At 55.4% G+C, this 18,494-nt stretch carries 17 protein-coding genes; 5 read left to right on the forward strand and 12 right to left on the reverse strand.

Translation table 11 applies throughout. From position 1 onward, the window contains the following. Together DMG62_20485 and DMG62_20490 are read right to left on the reverse strand one after the other, a co-directional pair. Positions 1–248 (reverse strand): cation:proton antiporter (locus DMG62_20485; GenBank protein ID PYY21039.1); only part of this gene is annotated, 248 nt, incomplete at its 3' end. A gap of 186 nt (positions 249–434) precedes the next feature. Further along, positions 435–2,894, reverse strand: a complete 2,460-nt coding sequence (locus DMG62_20490; protein PYY21040.1) for a glucosylceramidase — start codon at positions 2,892–2,894, stop codon at positions 435–437. A 198-nt stretch (positions 2,895–3,092) separates the two neighbouring features. On the opposite strand from DMG62_20490, the gene DMG62_20495 reads away from it, so the two are divergent. Then, positions 3,093–3,464, forward strand: coding sequence for a hypothetical protein (locus DMG62_20495; GenBank protein ID PYY21041.1), 372 nt, complete (start codon positions 3,093–3,095; stop codon positions 3,462–3,464). Between the two features lie 164 nt (positions 3,465–3,628). Then, a complete protein-coding gene (gene mltG / locus DMG62_20500) occupies positions 3,629–4,609 on the forward strand; it encodes an endolytic transglycosylase MltG (protein PYY21042.1) in 981 nt (326 codons plus the stop codon). Here the strand turns inward: mltG and DMG62_20505 are convergent. Beyond that, a complete protein-coding gene (locus tag DMG62_20505; GenBank protein PYY21043.1) occupies positions 4,606–4,797 on the reverse strand; it encodes a hypothetical protein in 192 nt (63 codons plus the stop codon). The two genes, mltG and DMG62_20505, sit on opposite strands and share 4 nt — an antisense overlap. A gap of 53 nt (positions 4,798–4,850) precedes the next feature. Between DMG62_20505 and DMG62_20510 the strand changes: the two genes are divergently transcribed. Continuing rightward, complete coding sequence (locus tag DMG62_20510) at positions 4,851–5,741, forward strand: hypothetical protein (GenBank protein ID PYY21044.1); 891 nt, start codon at positions 4,851–4,853, stop codon at positions 5,739–5,741. 176 nt (positions 5,742–5,917) lie between these two features. Here the strand turns inward: DMG62_20510 and iscX are convergent, their stop codons facing one another. The 8 genes from iscX to DMG62_20550 all read right to left on the reverse strand — a co-directional run bounded on the left by iscX (position 5,918) and on the right by DMG62_20550 (position 12,600). Next, positions 5,918–6,133, reverse strand: coding sequence for a Fe-S assembly protein IscX (iscX, locus tag DMG62_20515; protein PYY21045.1), 216 nt, complete (start codon positions 6,131–6,133; stop codon positions 5,918–5,920). A 9-nt stretch (positions 6,134–6,142) separates the two neighbouring features. Further along, entirely contained in the window at positions 6,143–6,574 is a 432-nt protein-coding gene (locus DMG62_20520; GenBank protein PYY21046.1) for a ferredoxin, read from the reverse strand. Positions 6,575–6,591: 17 nt separating this feature from the next. Then, positions 6,592–8,514, reverse strand: a complete 1,923-nt coding sequence (gene dnaK, locus DMG62_20525; protein ID PYY21047.1) for a molecular chaperone DnaK — start codon at positions 8,512–8,514, stop codon at positions 6,592–6,594. A 191-nt stretch (positions 8,515–8,705) separates the two neighbouring features. After that, the gene (gene hscB / locus DMG62_20530; GenBank protein PYY21064.1) at positions 8,706–9,449 is read right to left on the reverse strand and encodes a Fe-S protein assembly co-chaperone HscB; all 744 of its coding nucleotides are present in this window, start codon (positions 9,447–9,449) and stop codon (positions 8,706–8,708) included. A 215-nt stretch (positions 9,450–9,664) separates the two neighbouring features. After that, positions 9,665–10,054, reverse strand: coding sequence for an iron-sulfur cluster assembly accessory protein (locus tag DMG62_20535; GenBank protein PYY21048.1), 390 nt, complete (start codon positions 10,052–10,054; stop codon positions 9,665–9,667). Between the two features lie 295 nt (positions 10,055–10,349). Further along, on the reverse strand, positions 10,350–10,775 hold the full coding sequence (locus DMG62_20540) for a Fe-S cluster assembly scaffold IscU (GenBank protein ID PYY21049.1): 426 nt from the start codon (positions 10,773–10,775) through the stop codon (positions 10,350–10,352). Between the two features lie 51 nt (positions 10,776–10,826). Next, positions 10,827–12,098, reverse strand: a complete 1,272-nt coding sequence (locus tag DMG62_20545; GenBank protein PYY21050.1) for an IscS subfamily cysteine desulfurase — start codon at positions 12,096–12,098, stop codon at positions 10,827–10,829. Between the two features lie 34 nt (positions 12,099–12,132). After that, on the reverse strand, positions 12,133–12,600 hold the full coding sequence (locus DMG62_20550; GenBank protein ID PYY21051.1) for a transcriptional regulator: 468 nt from the start codon (positions 12,598–12,600) through the stop codon (positions 12,133–12,135). A gap of 379 nt (positions 12,601–12,979) precedes the next feature. Between DMG62_20550 and DMG62_20555 the strand changes: the two genes are divergently transcribed. Together DMG62_20555 and bamA are read left to right on the forward strand one after the other, a co-directional pair. Next, positions 12,980–14,074 (forward strand): hypothetical protein, encoded by a 1,095-nt coding sequence (locus DMG62_20555; GenBank protein PYY21052.1) that lies wholly within the window; start codon positions 12,980–12,982, stop codon positions 14,072–14,074. Positions 14,075–14,684: 610 nt separating this feature from the next. Further along, entirely contained in the window at positions 14,685–17,429 is a 2,745-nt protein-coding gene (bamA, locus tag DMG62_20560; protein ID PYY21065.1) for an outer membrane protein assembly factor BamA, read from the forward strand. A gap of 92 nt (positions 17,430–17,521) precedes the next feature. On the opposite strand, the gene DMG62_20565 is transcribed toward bamA, so the two are convergent. Beyond that, a complete protein-coding gene (locus tag DMG62_20565) occupies positions 17,522–18,271 on the reverse strand; it encodes a hypothetical protein (GenBank protein ID PYY21053.1) in 750 nt (249 codons plus the stop codon). Positions 18,272–18,494 lie beyond the last annotated feature (223 nt).

Here is an 18,494-nt window from a genome sequence, read left to right on the forward strand (position 1 = left end):
TCCGCGCCGGAGAGAAACATGAGCATCAGCAGGCCGATCCAGTAGAGTACATCCAGAGCTGGTTTAGCCAATGCCGCTTCTGATCCGGCAGAGAGGTTGAGCAGAGAAGGTCCGGCAAGGAGTCCACCAAGAATTTCTCCAATCACACGCGGCTGTCGCAACCGCGTAAAGAGGCTACCGAAAAGATGTGCGGAGGCAAGAACGACAAGGATGAAGAGGATCAGCTGACCGACTGCGGATTCCGGCATTACCTGGGGCCTTGGGAAATGAGCTCAGCGCAAGCGGAGTTCCTGCGCATTCATGTGATGTTCACCAGAGCTGCTGTGCTGCCTTAAAGGCGGCGATAAGCAATAAGCAATAAGTAAAAATCAAAAGAAAAACGAAGGGGCGACAGTCTGGAGGACCGTTTTTGCTTATCGCCTATCGCCTATTGCCTACTGTCCCTTCACTGCTGTCAACGAGGGTCGAGGCCCCGATTTCCCTGTCATCTCCATCGACCAGATTGATCCGGGCCGCATGTACATGCTGGCGCGAAAGAGGCCGCGCGAGTCGTAAGCTTCAGGCGTTCGGAAAAAGTACCCGCGATCTTTCCATACGACGTTGTATACGCCCTCGGCGGTCTTGAAGGCCTGATCGCGCATTCCTTCGGACAGCATGTGCGAGGCCACGCCGAACGTCGTGCCTGTCCAGACCTCTTCCACTTGTTCGTTCTCGTGCAGGATATCGCCATTGGCGGCTATACCGTTTACCGCGCCCATGGTTCCATTCTGGAACTTCATTACGTTGAAGTCGAACACATGCTGAAGCGCGGAACGGCGCATCTCCGCCGGGACAATCTCGCCAAGGCCGGTGAGGTTTGCGTACCATTGGCCCGCGAGCTGCTCGGCCATGATGTCTGACTTGTAATCGCTGCCAACGTCATAATTGAAATAGGTGCCGTTCCAGAGGTTCTTAACGAACGCTGCCTGTGCGCGCTTGAATAAGGCGTCGTACCCCTGAGCGGTTGTATTTTCCCCCAGTTTTCGCGCGATCTCCGCGGTTGCACGCAGAGCTGCCAGATACAAACTGCCGCTGTACGAGCTTTCGCCGCGTGCTACCCAGTTGTCATAAGTCTGGTCGGGGAAGCCGCCGTTTTCGATGAGCCCATCGCCATTTTTATCGTACTGACGAAGGTGCTCCATCGCCATCTTTACCGCATTCCAGGTGTAGCGGAGGAAATCGCTGTCTTTCGAGCCGCTGAAGACATAATCGCGCCAAACCATCAGCACGTATTTGCTGTTCAGATCGCGCCAGTTCGAGACGTCCTGATAGTTGTATTGATTCACGTTCACGAACGGATCTTCCGTCGGCGAACCGAGATCGTGCGGGGCGGACCCGGCCGTCTTACGCTGCATGAGCTCGAGTATGTGCTGGTGATCGCGCTTCCAAGCCCACACATACTCCTGCGGATTGCTCTCGGCAATGGTGTCGGTGTACTGGCGCATCTCCTGCTTCTCGATCTCGGGCCAGAACTTAACCAGCGGGAAAGAACCGTAAAAGCGAACGTCGGATGTGCCGTAGTACTGATAGTCAAAGCACTCGAGATAGCTGAAGCTGTCGGCCATTTGCGCGGAATGATGCCTGGGATTGCCCACGCCATTGAGTTCATGGCCCCAGAGTGTTCCACCATCCGCCAGAATGTAGAGCTCGTTGAATAGCTCCCCGCGGTACCAGAGTGGTTTGGACTCGTCTTCAATAAAAGGCTTTTGCCACTCGTCGATCTGACGGCTCCAATCCTGATCGTTCTCCAGCGCGGTGCGCGCGATCTTCCAGGCGTTGCTTCCTGACGTTCCGAAGAATTTTGTGTAGTGGCGCAGCCATTTGCGTCCGCCGCCAAATTCCGCGATAGGCAAGTCCCACGCGAGCGCCATGGGAACCAGTTTCTTCTCGTTCGGAGCCAGGGTGAAGCGCAACGCGATGGCGGCTGCCATGGGCTCACCCGCACTGGCGAGTTTCGGAGCCCAATTCGGGAGACGCCCGTCAGTTGAGAACGGCTTCCACACATCCTCGCCTGTGCCGTAGGACATCCAACTTGTTGTATAAGTAACCTCCACTCCTGGAGTGGCGAGAGCTGCGATAGCGAACTGCCCGTCCCATTCTTCCTGCACGGCTCCGCTGCGCAGGCGATCGAATACAATCCCCTGCATGTTCCCATTTTGGATCTGCTCGGCGTGGTAAGTGTTCGTGTTCTGGTTATTCAGGCCGCCCGCGAAGCCGCGCGTGGAATCGCGAAACCACCCCACCATGTTTGCCCAGGAAAAGAGAATCGAGACGGTGACCGGCTTGCTTGTGGGGTTCTGCGCATACCAGTTGTAGATCGCCACCGGATAGCTGGTCTCTTTGTAGTTGTCGGGAAGTACAGGCGAAAACTGCTCAACCGTCAGCTTGATCGGCAGCTGCGGCGACTGATAAGCAAACCAGGATTTCGGATAGAGCGCAGCATATTCTCCAGATCCCGCGGGATAACTCCAGTTCCAGGCTGAAAGCCCGTGACTCGGATTATCCGTGGCGAGCACCTGGGCAATCGGCTCTCCTCCTTCGGGCCTAACGAATACAGCAAACTGATTCGCGGGGACGTCTTCATATTTGTGCACTCCGGCCTTCAGGTGCCAGCGTTCATAATGTCCGCGATACGAGCGCGAGAATGTTCCTGCTCCGAATCCGCCGACCGGTGCGCCCTGCCAAAAACCGTCGTCAATGTTGCTGATCTCCGGCTTGTGTCCGCCGGGATTCGCCGGAGGCTGTCCGATGGGAATGCGCCAGGCGGCATGAGGAATGTTATCGTCAGCGCGTAGTACGCAAGGCCATAGCAACGCAGGCAGAAGCGTGCAGAGAGCAATCAGGAGCTTCTTCATAAATCGATTTAGTAGAGGCCCTCAGAGTGTACTGCTGAATGAAAGGCCTGTAAATGGGGAGTTTGGTATCAGGTGCAGCATGCTACGTCTCCGCCATGAACCCCAGTGGCACCTGGACGCGTAGGCCCTGCGTCGCTGGATTCAGCATTGGATTCGGAAACTAAGGGGGACTAAAATACGCCTATCGGGAGGCAAAGTATGCTGCTTCCACTGGTGCTGCTTTTAGCAAGTGCTGGTCCTATGCAACAGACCGACAATGTTGTCGTTCCCAGCATTGAACAATCGGCGACTACAAGCCAACCGCGAACTTTACTCGGCAATCCGGGGCCAAACACCTTCTTACACAAACGACGCGGCAACCGATTCATGCCGGATAAAGGAATAATCATTCCTGCCCGCGCCAATGGCTGTCTGTCAATTACCGCGTACGTGTTCAGTGATGGTGAGAATCCCAAGCTAAAATACGTCACTGATTGTCCAAATCTCGAAGTTCCATATCAGACTAAACGCGCACATGGAGACGTACCGGAGAAAGAACGTCAGCCCAGGTTGCAACGCACGACGAATTAGTAACCCGGGTTTATCCAGCCTCTTCCGGGAGACGCAGCCCGCTGCGTCGTCGTCTCCAGCTTAAAATGCAACGGTCACGTTACCCAGAAGTTCCTCTTCATGCCTGTATCTTTCGTTTCAAGGCTGCTGACCTATTTGGCGGGAAATGAATCTAAAATTTTGAAATGCGCAAGTTCTTTGCGTTCGGGTTTTTCGTGTTGCTGGCTTTTGCCGGCTGGATCGGCTTCTGTCTGGCGGTTCCGGCAGGAGCGAAGCAGCAGACGTTTGTCGAGTTCAAGTCCGGCTCCTCGGCGCGGCACATTGCCTCTGAGTTGAAGCAGGCGGGAATTATCCGCAGCCGCTCGGCGTTTCTGCTGTGGCATCTATTGCGACATGGATCGTTGAAGGCGGGGGAGTACGAATTCGATCATCCTGAGCGGCTCACAGAGATCTATCGCCACATCGCCCACGGAGAGACTTATGCTCGCGTGCTGGTCATTCCCGAGGGCTATAACATTTTTGATATCGCGGCCAGCGTGGAGAAACTGGGCATCGACTCGCAGCAGAACTTCTTGGACCAGGTTCGTTCTCAAGTCGCGCTCGTGCGGGACATTGATCCTCGAGTGCCTACACTCGAAGGTTATCTCTATCCGGACACGTACCGGTTTTCCCGCAAGCAGAAAGCCCCCGATGTGGTTGCAGCCATGGTGAAGCGCTTTCGTCAGGAAGCGCACGCCATCGGGGTGACCGGTGACGTCCACCGCATCGTGACCATGGCCTCGATTGTGGAGAAGGAGACTGCTGTGCCGGAAGAGCGTCCGCTGGTGGCCGGTGTCTTCTACAACCGGCTGGCACAGCGCGTGGCACTGGATACCGACCCCAGCGTCATCTACGCCGCGCTGCTCGCGAACCGCTATCGCGGCACCATCTATGCTTCCGACCTGAAGTACGGCTCACCTTATAACACGTATCGCAATCCTGGACTTCCGCCCGGGCCGATCTCCAATCCGGGAAAGGATTCTCTGCTAGCGGCCATGCATCCTGCGACTACCGACTACTTGTACTTCGTCAGCGACAACCAGGGCCACCATCGCTTTGCCAAGACGCTTGAGGAGCACAACAAAAACGTCGCAGCCTACCGTCATGCGGTTGGCGAAGGCAATTAGGTTAAGTGATTCCCGGCCGCTGTCTGCATCTCAACGACGGCAACATCGGCGCTTGTTGGGGAGCCCGCCTTCGGCCGGGCTTTTGCTTTGATTCTTTCTATCGTTCGGCGACCTTTGTATAAGGCATAGGCAACGCAACCCTTCACGAACTTGCCATCCTTGTACCGGCCGACGGTGTCCAGAACCACGTAATCAAAAGCTCTTATATACTGGACAGATTCAATAACGCTTCTGTTTTTTCATGCAGATACGATGCGCGGCACGATCCCTTGGAATCGCAGTATTGATACTCTCGATCTCCGGTTGCCTGGTTCACACTCGAACTCTCAATAAGCGGCAAGTCAATACCTCCAACCTGCTGGTTGCGGATCTGCCGCAACTGGCAGAGCGCATTAACTCCGAAGCGCGAAAGATTCATTCGTTTAGCGCCACCGTCGAAATCGCAACCTCTCTGGGTGGCTCGAAGAAGGGCAAAGTAACCGATATTCAGCAGATCAAGGGCTACATCCTGGAAAAAGATCCGGACATGCTGCACGTGATCGGTTTATTGCCGATCGTCCGCAGTCGCGCCTTTGACATGGTGAGTGACGGCAAGACCTTCAAACTTTCGATTCCTCCGATGAACAAGTTCATCGAAGGCCCGGCCCAAGATTCACCACAGCCTTCGACCAATACTCTCGAGAACCTGCGGCCCCATGTTTTCTTCGATTCCCTGCTGCTGCACGAGATTGGTGCCAGCGACATTGCGGTGCTCGAGCAGGGCACCGATGTAGTGCAGGATACAAGCAACAAGAAAAAGAGTTGGGAGCTGCCCGATTATATCGTGAACGTCATCGCGCACGATGGAGATACCTGGCGTTTGCAGCGCAAGATTACTTTCTCGCGGATCGACCTGAAGCCCCATCGGCAAATGATCTACGACCGCAACGGAGCGATCGCGACTGAGGCTGTCTACGACAACTTCGCGGACTTCCAGGGAGTGAATTTCCCGTCGCAGATCACCATCAATCGTCCCAAAGAAGAGTACTCGATTGTGATCACAATCGAGAAGATCGAAGTCAATAAGCCTCTTACCGATGACCAGTTCGCGCTTGCTCAGCCGCCTGGAGCGCAAGTGAAGGTATTGAAGTAGGCTCCCGGCCTCTGCCTTGTCACTCCGAAGCCGCGAAGTTGCGGCGAGGAATCCCTACTGATACGAAGGCGTTTTTCCTAGATTGATCTAGCAGCTTACATCTTTCGTCTTACTCAAAGGCTAAGTTTCTATAGGGATTTCTCATCCTGCCGGATTCGGAATGACAGCAAACATAATTACTGCGAGTCTTTCCACTCCTCATACCAAGCCATCTGGATCGCCTCGAGCTTGCCTTCGTTCGACGTACCGGGATCGTCGTTGAACGTAGGCAATTCAGTAACGAAGCGGTGCAGATCGGTGAAACGCACGGTCAGCGGATCGGTGTCCGGGAACTTTTCCGCCAGCAGGATGCCGATATCTTCAGCGTCTTCCCAACCAAGATCAGCAGGCATAGTCCCTCTTCAGTCCTTCGGCGCGTGGCCTTCTGAAACGTAATTCCGGTTCCATTCTGGAATTTCAATCACAATTTCTCCGGGCTTGTCGATCACTGCCTGGCAGCCGAGGCGTGAGTGCAGCGTGAGTCCGGCAGCCATATCGAGCCGGTCGGCTTCGTCATCGTCCATCTCCGAGAGCAGTTCTTCGCCTTTTTGCACGATGACGTGGCACGTGGTGCAGGCGCAGTTTCCTCCGCAGGCATGATCGAGGAAGAAGTCATTGTTCATAGCCACATCGAGGATCGATTCGGGCTTGCCGTGATCGGCATAAGGCAGTTGCCCCTTTTCGAACTCGAAGGTCTTGTTCCCGGGCATGAACGTCACGCGAACGGTATTAGGACTGGGTTCTTCCATGGTGGCGGCACCCTGGCCGCTGGTTTTGTTCTTTTCGTCGGACATAATTTCGTTTTTTCCTCTTATCGCTTGTGCTCGAACTCGGCCGGCGCGATCGGGTGTGGCGCCGATGGACCTTGGCCCAATTCGGAGTCAGCGCCGGACATGGTTTTGCCCTTGATGGCATCCGACACGGCAGAGTCCATCATGAGTTCGGCTAGCCTCATCGTGCCTTCGTTCAACGCATCGATGGCGGCTCGAACAGTCCTGTAATCATCGCCCGCCTGCGCTTCCTTTAACTCGGTTTCCAGCAGTTCGACTCTGCGCTTTTCGTCGCCGGTAAGCTCTTGCCACGCTGGATCACGGCGGCCCTTCTCTAAGGCAAGCAGGATGTTGTCTGCCTCCACCCGCGCTTCGATTACTTGTCGTTTCTGGAAGTCTTCCTGCGCGTGGTCGAACGAGGCGATGATCATGTCTTCCACCTGAGCGTCGGTCAGGCCGTACGTCGGTTTAACTTCGATCTGGGCTTCCTTGCCGCTGCGCTGCTCGCGCGCGCTTACGTGCAGGATTCCATTGGCATCGATGAGAAACTTCACTTCTATGCGCGGGAGTCCTGCGGGCATAGGCGGAATGCCCCTCAAATCAAAGCGCGCCAGCGATCGGCAATCACTTGCAAGTTCGCGCTCGCCTTGCAGCACGTGGATCGCGACATTTGTCTGTCCTTCGACGGCGGTGGTGAAGTGCTCGGTCGCCGAAGCCGGAATCGTTGAGTTGCGGTGAATGATCTTTGCCACTACTCCGCCCATGGCTTCAATGCCGAGCGAGAGCGGAGTGACATCGAGCAGGAGCATGTCTTCAGTAGCCTTCGATCCACCGGCGAGAATGTGCGCCTGCACTGCAGCTCCCAGAGCAACCACTTCGTCTGGATTCAGTTCAACGTGCGGTTCGCGCTTGAATAGTTCTTTCACGAGAGCGCGCACGCGGGGGATGCGTGTCGAACCCCCTACGAGAACAATCTGATCAATCTGCTCTGGCTTGATCTTCGCATCTGCGAACGCCTGCTTGCTCGGAGCAACTGTCTTCTGGATGATGGGCTCGATCAACTGCTCGAACTGCTCCCGTGTGATTTCACGCTGATAGCGCTTGCCGCCAGGCAGTTCAACATCGAGTTTGGCGCTGGGCTGCGAGGACAAGGCTATCTTAGCGTCGATCACTGATTTGCGGATTGCCTGCACGGCTTCGCCGTTCCGCCGCAGGTCGAGCTTGAGGTCTCCGGCGATATCGTCCAGCGCGATTGCGATCAGCAGATTATCAATGTCATCGCCGCCCAGATGCGTGTCGCCATTGGTGGCGATCACTTCGAAGATTCCTTCGTGTAGTTTCAGAATGGAGATATCGAAGGTGCCTCCGCCGAGGTCGTAGACTGCGACAATCCCATCTTTTCCTTTGTCCAGTCCGTAAGCCAAGGCTGCGGCCGTTGGTTCGTTGACCAGGCGCAATACTTCGAGCCCCGCGATGCGGCCAGCGTCTTTCGTAGCCTGCCGTTGCGCATCGTTGAAATAGGCGGGAACGGTGATCACCGCCCTGGTCACGGGTGCAGCAAAAAATCGCTCGGCGTTGGCTTTGAGTTGCAGCAGGATGTACGCGGAGATCTCCGGAGCAGTAAAGGTACGATCGCCCAGCCTGATGCGCAGCGCCTCGCCGGGCTGCGTGTGATCGAGTCGGAAGGGGAAGAGTTTCAGCTCCTCTTGAACGTCCTCAACGCCGCGTCCCATAAGTCTCTTCACTGAGTAAATTGCACGCTCAGGGGTCTCGATCAAGTGCGTACGTGCACGATTGCCGACCACAATGTGATCGCCCCGCGCATCTTGTGTAAGTGCGACGACGGAGGGAACAAGGTTCGAGCCGTCTTCCCCAGGGATGATGACGGGACTATCGTCTTCCATGTAGGCGACGAGCGAATTGGTCGTGCCTAAATCAATTCCGACAATGCGTTCTTCTGGCATGACGTTTAAGGCAAAACCTGGTTCTCGGTTTAGGGAGGGGGCATCGGCTTCAGCCGTGCCGTAAGTTCTCTGCAATGGCTCCGGCTTTAGCCGTTGCGGTAAGTGACTGACTTCAACGGCTAAAGCCGTACCAATTTGGGAACACGCGCTACCGGCACGGCTGAAGCCGGTGCCCCTCCCTAAACCGCTACTTACGTCTGCAAGACCTCGTTCACATCCCGCACCAAATTTCTGACATACGACCGCCGATTCAGCAGCGCGACCATCTTGTCGCGAACCGCTACTCGCTTTGGATCCTCGGCATCGGCTCCGCTGGCAATGACCTGATCCCATTCATTCCACAGCTTCCGCAACTCATCATTCGAAGAAGAAAGCATCTCTTCGAAGCGTCCCTTCGCAGATTCCAAGTCCTTCGCCACCTGCTCATCACGCTCGCCCATTTTCTTGCCCATGCGCATCTCTTCGAGCTGCATATTCAGCTCGAACACCTCTTCCAGCAGATCCGGCGGCACTACCTGCTGCTTCTCTTTGCCTTGGGCGCGGGCCTCGTCAGTGGCGGCGCGTGATTGCTCTTCCAGCTTCACGCCCTCGAGTTCCAGCAGATACTCCGTACGCGCAATCGGATCGCGCAGCGTGCGATATGCGTCATTCAGCAGTGAGCTCTTCTGCGTGCTCCATTGCTGCTCTGCTGGCGTTGCGCGTGCATAGACGTCCGGGTGCAACCGCCGACTCAGCTTATAAAACTCCTTCTCCAACATCCCCAGATCGATGTTTAGCCGGCGCTGCAGGCCGAAGAAGCTGAAGTAATCAGAATCCGCAGGCGGCTGTAGCTTGCTGCAGTGCGGACAGAAATGCGCTGCCTTTTCGATCTCGCGCACGCACGACCAGCAGGTCTGTGCTGACAGCGTCTCCGGACTTGGCACAACTGGATGCATAACAAGAATCGGGTGATCGGGCGATCGGGTCATCGGGTGAAGTAAAACGGCTTTCGGCATTCGGCTGTCGGTGTTCGGCCTCTGGGTTTCTATGTAACTCACAGGACAGCTTCCTGGCAGAGAGCCGAATGCCGATAACCGAAAGCCTTTTGGATTTCACTTCACCCGATCACCCGATGACCCGATCACCCGATTGTTTCCTGGCCCATGCCCTTTCAAGCAGAAAACGATGAGCCGCAGCCGCACGACTTTGACGAATTGGGATTGATGAAGTTGAAGCCCTGCTTCATCAACGACTCTTCCCAATCCAGGATCATTCCCGCGAGATAAATAAATGACTTAGGATCGACGAAGACGCGGATTCCCTCGAACTCATATACGCGGTCGCGCTCACGCGGCTTGCTGTCGAACCGAATCTGATAACTCAACCCCGAGCATCCGCCACCAGAGACACCAAGGCGCAGTCCACCCTGCTCTGGCGACACGTTCTCCTTCGCCATCGCAGCGCGAATCTTAGCCAGCGCGCGCTGCGTGATCTGGACGCCCTTGCTGCCGGCGGCAGCATTGTCGGGCGTGAGTACCGGACTGTCGATCGTTGTTGCCATTTCCTCTGCTCGAGAATTTCTGTCTTGGGGAAGCGCACGACCTTACAGTCGTGCCGTTTACGAAATTCCCAAATTTCGGCTTTGGCCGCTGAGGTGCCCTTGAAAGCCAAGAACCGCAGCGGCTAAAGCTCCGGTAATATGGCCCCTTTACGGGCACGGCTAAAGCCGATGCCCTTCCCCTAAACCTTGCCTAAAGCCGATGCCTTCGCTAAAGCCGATGCCCTTCGCTAAAGCTGATGCCCTTCGCTAAAGCTGGTGCCTTCGCTAAAGCTGGTGCTCTTCGCTAATCCCTCAGCTAGGCTTTCGCTTGAGCGGTCTCGACCGTAACCGGCTCGGCCGACGCGTGCTTCTTCTTCCAATCCCCGATCGCGGCGCGGATGGCGTCTTCGGCCAGCACGGAACAGTGAATCTTCACTGGAGGCAGCGAGAGCTCCTTCACGATGTCGGTGTTCCTGATCGCGAGGGCGTCTTCGACTTTCTTGCCTTTGATCCACTCCGTGGCGAGCGATGACGAAGCAATGGCCGAGCCACAGCCGAAGGTCTTGAACTTCGCCTCTTCGATGACCTGGGTGTCAGGATTGACCTTGATCTGCAGGCGCATCACGTCGCCACACTCCGGCGCTCCCACGAGCCCGGTGCCAACATCGCTGCTGCTCTTGTCGAGCGTGCCGACGTTGCGGGGGTTGTTGTAGTGGTCGATCACCTTATTGCTGTATGCCATTTTCTATTTCTCCCAAAACTCTTTTGAGAACTGTCTTTCAGTAAAACCGTTTCAGTGTCCTTCGGTGGCCCACTGGATCTTCTTCAGATCGATGCCTTCCTTCACCATCTCGTACAGCGGTGAAAGTTCGCGCAGCTTCTTGACCGTGTCGATCAGCTTGTCGGCTACGTAGTCGATCTCGGCTTCAGTGTTGAAGCGTCCAATACCAAATCGGATCGAGCTATGCGCGACGTCATCGCCGAGGCCCAACGCCTTTAATACATAAGAGGGTTCCAGCGTCGCCGAGGTGCAAGCCGATCCGCTGGAGACTGCGATGTCGTTGATGCCCATCAACAGGGACTCGCCTTCCACGTACACGAAGCTCATATTCAAGTTGCCGGGCAAGCGATGCTCCATCGAGCCGTTGATGTGAATCTCGTCGAGATTGTCTTCCAGTTTCTTTTTCAGCCGGTCGCGCAGGTACGCGAGACGCTTTGACTCTTCAGCCATCTCGTTCATCGCGAGCTCGCAAGCTTTGCCCAGACCGACAATGTTCGGAACATTCAAGGTCCCCGAGCGCATGCCGCGCTCATGACCGCCACCATCGATTTGCGCGGTGATCTGCACGCGCGGATTCTTGCGCCGGACATACAGCGCTCCCACTCCCTTTGGTCCGTAGAGTTTGTGCGCTGTGATCGACATCAGGTCGATGTTGTCTTTAATCACGTTGACCGGAACTTTGCCGATCGCCTGCACAGCATCTGTGTGGAAGAGCACGCCTTTCTCATGGCAAAGCTTTCCGATCTCGGCGACAGGCTGGAGCACGCCGATTTCGTTGTTGGCGTACATGATGGTGACGAGAATTGTCTTCTCGTCGATCGCGCGCTTCAGATCTTCGAGATTGATAAGTCCATCGGCGCCTACCGGTAGATAGGTGACGCGATACCCATTCTTCTCCAGGCGCTTACAGGTATCCAGCACCGCCTTGTGCTCCGTCGCGGCAGTAATGATGTGGTTGCCCTTCTCGCGATACATCTCCGCAACGCCCTTAATGGCGAGGTTGTCGCTCTCGGTCGCACCTGAGGTAAAGATGATCTCCTTCGCAGTGGCGCCCACCAGTTTCGCGATCTGCTCGCGCGCGGTTTCGACCGCCTGCTCGGCTTCCCATCCGAATTGATGATTGCGGCTGGCCGCGTTGCCGAAGTGCTCGGTGTAATAAGGAAGCATCGCCTGCACCACCCGCGGGTCGACCGGCGTGGTGGCGTGGTTGTCCATGTAGATGGGCAGCTTTACCGAAGCATGCGCATTTCCGTTAGTGGGGGTCGCAACTGCCGTTGTACTCATACTCGTCATTTCTCCAAAGTCGTTGCGCACTGCGTCAGCGCAAAGTAACTAAATCCTCTAATTGCGTGCTTGGCGCCGCGGTCGCATGCCGCTGCCGCGAGTCGCGCATGTCTGAAATCTTGATGTCGTTGAGCAGTGCCCGGATACTTTCGTTTACCTGCCGCAGCGGCTCGCGTACAGTGCAGCATCCGCTCTGCTCGCATCCGCCGGTGTCATACGGCAGGCACGATGTAATAAAGAGCGGACCGTCGATCGCACGAATCACTTCCAGCGCGGAAATCTGCCGCGCATCGCGAGCGAGGGCATAGCCTCCGTTGCTTCCGTGATGCGACACCAGCAGCTTCGCCTTCGCCAGCTTCTGCAGAATCTTGGCGAGGGCCTCAGCAGGCAGGCGGTAAGCCTCAGCGATATCCTTAGCGCTGCATGACCCGTTCGGGCCTAGCTCTGCCAGGTGCTTCACGGCGATCAGTCCGTAATCGGCCTTCTTTGTAAGCTTCAGCATGCCGTTGGAAAACGTGCAATATACGACCTTTTGGGTCGCATATCAAGTTTAAGCCTTACTGCCCTTATAAATCAACTGGGTACAGCCAGTGGCGCATCTGGACAGGTGAACGGAAGTCTTGTGTATTGAATTGCATAGCAAGGAGGCTCTTGGCGCTCGACAGTCGGCTTTCGGCCGGCTCTCGTCGGGCTCTCGTTTTCGTCGATGTTGGGGAAAGAACCTCGACGGGCCGAACGCGGAATGCTGAACGCCGACAGCCTCCCTCCTTTCGTGACCTTGTGCCTTCTTCGCTAGTCGGTAAACCTTAGTCCGCGCTGAAGCCGATTAAGCATTCCCTTGGATTGTGATTTCTGTTCAGCGGCGTAGATTCGGAAAAACAATGAAGGTTTCCGCCAGAATGTCCGCCACCGCGTGCGCTGCCCTTGGGTTAGCGCTCTCGCTGCCGGCATTCGCTGGCGGAGATTTCGATCGTCCGGAGGTCACGCGAAATGTGCGTGCGCCTCGCACTCCGGAGCCGACGTTCAAGATCGAATCGGGCATCGACGGAGACGTCTTTCCGGCATTTGCGAACTACGCGTCGCTTCAGGCACCCGATCAGCGAAAGTGGGGAGTGGTTTCGGTGAGAGTTTCTAACTCGACTGATACCGAGCAGCGCTATCGAATCGCCGTCCGCGTGACCGGGTGGAGCGATGAAGAAGTCCAGATCGTCACCGTGCCGGCTGGAGGAGCTCGAAGCTTCTTATTTGCGCCCACCTTCTTACCCCGCCTTTATCAGAACCGCGAGATTACTGGCGCAACCGCCCAAGTAAGAGTGACCGACGTTGCCGGAGATCCGATCTATAGCACCACGGTCCCAGTCCGCATGCGTGCAGTGGAAGACATCTTCTGGGGCAGGGGATTCAAGTACGCACAGTTCATCGCTTCCTGGGTGACACCGCACGATGCTCGCGTTGAACAGGTGCTGAGTCGAGCGAAAGAGTTGATGCCCGGACGACGTCTACCTGGATATGAAGACTGGAAGGATGCCGCTGGACAGGAGCGCGAGACGCGACTCGAGGCGCGGGCGATTTATACGGCACTGCAAAGGCAGAGGCTCTCGTACGTGAAAAGCTCTCTCACCTTTGGCGCCAATACGGCTGTGAGCGAGCGCATCCGCACACCTCGCGAGAGCATCGCCGCCAGTTCAGCCAACTGCATTGACGCAGCAGTGCTCTTTGCCTCAGCCTTCGAAAATCTGGGCATGGAGCCGGTGATCGTACTTGTACCGGGGCACGCCTATGTGGGCGTGAAGTCCGCGGAGAACTCCGATAAAAAGCTCTTCATCGACGTCGCGCTGACGGGTCGTTTCCCCTTCGAAGGCGCTGTGCGTAGCGCGGAGCGCGGCCTGGCCCGTTTTTCCGAGACGCAGATCACGCAGATCGCTATCAGCGACGCTCGTCGTGCAGGAATTTATCCCATCCCGCAGCTGCCGTAAGCCTCAAGCCTTCGACCCGCAAGAATCGATTTCCCCAGCAAACGACGCTACAAACCTTGACTTGGGGATCGAATCGTCGTAGCACAATTGGGTGTGGGGCTCCGTTGCTGCGGAGCTTGCTGCTACAAAGAGAAGCCACGGGAGGCGCAGAGCAACAATGACGGTAGCAGGATCAATCAAGGAACTCCTTGCAATTTCGCTGTTAATTCACTGCTTTTCAGCGGTAGCCCACCGTTTATGCGGGTTTCATAAACAAATCAAAATTCACTGATAAATTCGCTGATACTTTCGCTGTTAATTCACTGTTAGCTGCCTGATCAGGGAATTAACAGTGAATTTCTGCCGTGGATATGAGTCCAAGGGCCGCGCCAGCGCTTTCATCCCTCTGCTCTCTTTAGACTCAAGCTCACAACTTTTTACCTTGAGAGCGGTCACTACGCTTGGATGGTTCCTACGCGCTCTCATATAATTGTGAATTCCTCCACGATTTCATACCTTGGTAGAGGGGCTTCTTATTTTTATTAGCCAGCAAGCAGCGGACGGGCTCGTCGGCCGTCGCCGATCTAGCCTGTTTCGCACCGTCCGTTTGGTTCTTTTGCCAGTTGCTCTCATCCTTTCATGCTTGCATTTGCATGCCCAGCAGACGCTCGTCGAAGACGTTCGGATAAGGGGAAACCGCCGCATTCCTGCAGAAACGGTAAAGGCGCGGATTTTCACCCGTCCAGGCGATGTCTACGATCCGCAGGCTATTGAGAGAGACTTCAATTCGCTCTGGAATACCGGCTACTACGACGATCTTCGCTTCGAGCGGCAGGAAACTCCGAAGGGCGTAATCATTTACATCTACGTAACTGAGAAGCCGACCATCCGCGAGATTAAGTACACCGGCCTGAATTCGGTTTCGCAAAGCGACGTGCTTGATCGTTTCAAGAAAGAGAAAGTCGGGCTTACGCAAGAGAGTCAGTATGATCCCACGAAGGTGAAGAAGGCGGAGGTGGTGCTGAAGAGCTTGCTCGGTGAGCATGGGCGGCAGTTCGCTACCATCCGCACCGAAGTGCGCAGGATTCCGCCGGCTGCGGTCAGCATCGACTTCGTTGTCAAAGAAGGTCCGAAGGTCAAAGTCGGCAAGATCAGCTTCGACGGCAACAAGAAGATTCCCAGCCGCGAACTGCGCGCGGCGATGAAGAACACCAAGCCGATCGGAATCCCGCATTCTCTCATTCTGGAAAATCTGTTCGCCCGCACCTATGACGCAAGCAAGCTCGACGAAGATGCTGAGCGCGTCCGCTTCTTCTATCAGACCAAGGGATATTTCAAAGTCCTCGTAGACGATCCGAAGACCAAGATTCGCGACACGAGTCCCGGGTTCCCCTACCTGTTCCGCCACAGCGGCAAGGTCGTAGATATCAGGGTGCCCATTCAAGAAGGGGACCGGTACCGGCTGGGGAAGATTGATTTCAAGAATGTAAAGCAGAATTTTAACGTCAAAGCCCTACGCGCTCAGTTCCCCATCAAGGATGGCGACATCTTCAACCGGGAATCGATTGCCAAGGGCCTGGAAAATCTTCGCAAGGCGTATGGAGAACTGGGATTCATCAACTTCAGCGCTGTTCCCGAAACCACCGTCGACGAAGACAAGAAGACGGTTTCTCTGGATGTCGATATCGATGAAGGCAAGCAGTTCTTCGTACGACGCATTGAGTTCACAGGCAACACCACAACCCGGGATAAGGTTATCCGGCGCGAACTGGCTTTGGAAGAAGGGAACGTCTACAACAGCAAGCTTTGGGAGTTCAGCCTGCTGCGCCTGAATCAGCTCAATTATTTTGAGCCATTAAAAGAAGAACAGGACTCCGAGGCGAAACAGAACGTCCAGGACGGCACCGTCGATTTAACCCTGAAGGTGAAAGAAAAAGGCAAGAACAGTATTGGCCTTCAAGGAGGCGTCAGCGGACTCGCGGGATCATTCATTGGAATCAACTACGAGACCAACAATTTCCTCGGCCTGGGCGAGACTCTTACTGTTTCGGCCAACCTCGGCAACCTGCAGCGCAGCATTCTGTTCGGATTTACCGAGCCTTACGCTTTTGATCGTCCGCTGCAGCTTGGCTTTACTCTTTACACCAGCCGCTACGATTACAACGCAGCCAAGAATTACTCGATCCTCACCGGGACCAACGTAAACCTGCCATCCGATGTTTTGAACACGCTGCAGAATTTCAGCCAGTCGCAAACTGGCTTTACGGTTTCCTCGAGTTATCCAATCAGGCGCTCATTGAAGCGTGTTGGCCTGTCATATTCCTACCAGCGTTCCAGCGTTCAGACCTTCAGTACGGCATCGCAACAGTATTTCGAAGCCATCAATTTCGACGGCGTTAGTGGGCCAAACTCGCTGCGCGGAATCATTACGAGTAAGCTCACGCCGAGCTTCACGTTCAACTCGATCGATAGTCCGTATCAGCCGCATCGGGGCACAAGCCTCTTTGTTGGCGGAGAGTTTGCCGGCGTCGGTGGGAACGTGAACACGATTCGACCGATCGTGGAGTTAAAGCACTGGATTCCAGTCAACAAGAGGCGCAATTCGCTTGGATTCCGCGTGACAGGATCATTTATCACTGGCTATGCCGGCAAGGTGGCGCCGCCTTATGAACGCTTCTACATGGGCGGCGAAAACGACCTGCGCGGTTTTGATATCCGGACGGTCACGCCGTACGTGTTCATCGCCAATCGCGTGACGGTTCCCTTGCAGAATCCGGATGGCAGCCTGGTTCCGCTTGATCCGACGAATCCGCGCCGGGGTGCAGTGCAAATCCCAATTCCGGCAGAGACAATTATTTATGCGGGCGGCGATACCACTGTCAACACTAACATTGAATACCGCATTCCCATTGTGACTCACGTGACTCTGGCTGCATTCAACGACTTCGGCATGAACTTCATCGCCCTGCCGAACCAATTGAAGCTCACTCCGGAGAACCTTGCCAACCTCAACGGGACGCCCTTCGGATGCCCCTCCGTCGACGTGAGCTTTAACTGCCAGGGTGCAAGAACGATTAATTTTTCTCCGACGCTGCAGCCGATTCCTGGAACGAACTACACTCCACGAATGTCCACCGGTATGGAGCTGCAAGTCTTGCTGCCGATCGTGAACGCGCCGTTCCGCATTTATTACGCATATAACCCGCTGCTCTTGAATACGAACATTCCTACCAAGTCCCCGATCACACGCGACATGTTCCCAGCCGGCGCGGCAGGCGACTACACGTACCAGCGGTCGCTCATCCTCTATGGAAGTACTTACGTATTGCGAGAGCCGAAGAAGACCTTCAGGTTTACAGTGAGCACGACCTTCTAAGAATCGGGCGATCGGGGGATGAGCTGAAGTAAAAAGCAGTCCATCAGTCTTCTTACTTCACGCGGTCACCGGATGGCCCGATCATGCGATTCTCAATGCATTCCTGGGCCCATGGCCCAGACATCTTGCTGGTTTGGATAGACGTGCACCATCCAGCCAAACAGTAGCGGAACGAACCTGCCTCCGGCATCATCGCAAGCCTCGCGGGTGGAGATCGATCCGGCCATTCCGAATTTCGCATTCTTCCGCCAGGCTTCGGCTTCGCGTCCTTTTGGAGGAAAGCAGAAGTTCACGTGCTCGTGCCATTGCGCGATGCTGAGTGGAATACGCCCGTTCAGCTCTTCTTCATCTGCCTTTGCGGGAGCCGTGTACATGACGCCGGCAAGCTTGTATCCATCGATCGTCTTGTCATAGAGCAGGGAAGTCGGATGTTCCGGAGTGAAACGGAAGCCCGCCTCGAATCCATACCAATAATTGGTGAAGTGATACTGACGCTGGGGTACATTGGGCAGGAAGATCTTGAATCCATCGTTCAGAGCGGCGTGATAGTCCTGATATTTGTCCATCACCTGGCGCGCCTGCTCGACAAGTAGCTTGGCGCGCTCCTGATCGCCGGGCTGAGGCTTCCGCAGCTCAGTCATCTTCATGTGCGGACCCATTTCCATGTGGTGCGAACTCATCATCTGAGTGGCGGCATTCAACTCCTGTTCTCCGGCGGAATTGCCAAAAGAGTCGTTGGGCATCTCCATCCCTGTCATTGAGTGGCCTGCATGCGCGGCATCCGATGAGTGATCGTGGTGATCCTGTGCGAATGTCATCCGAATGAGCAGCAGACTTGCCATGGCAATTAGCGCCAGTAAAGGCTTGGACCTCATAAAAAGGGACCTCCACGTGAATCCGATAAGGATCAACCCTGACAAGGCTACGAAGTTGCCGAATGCTTAGTTCGCCGATTCAGAAGTGACCAAAGTTACTTTTGCGCCTTTTCCGTCTAGGCTACTCTCTGGCTTGGCTCCCAACGCCATTATTGAGGGGTATTTTGCCCAACAGTTTTACAAGTTAGGA

It is taken from the genome of Acidobacteriota bacterium (assembly GCA_003225175.1).
Lineage (GTDB): Bacteria > Acidobacteriota > Terriglobia > Terriglobales > Acidobacteriaceae > Gp1-AA112.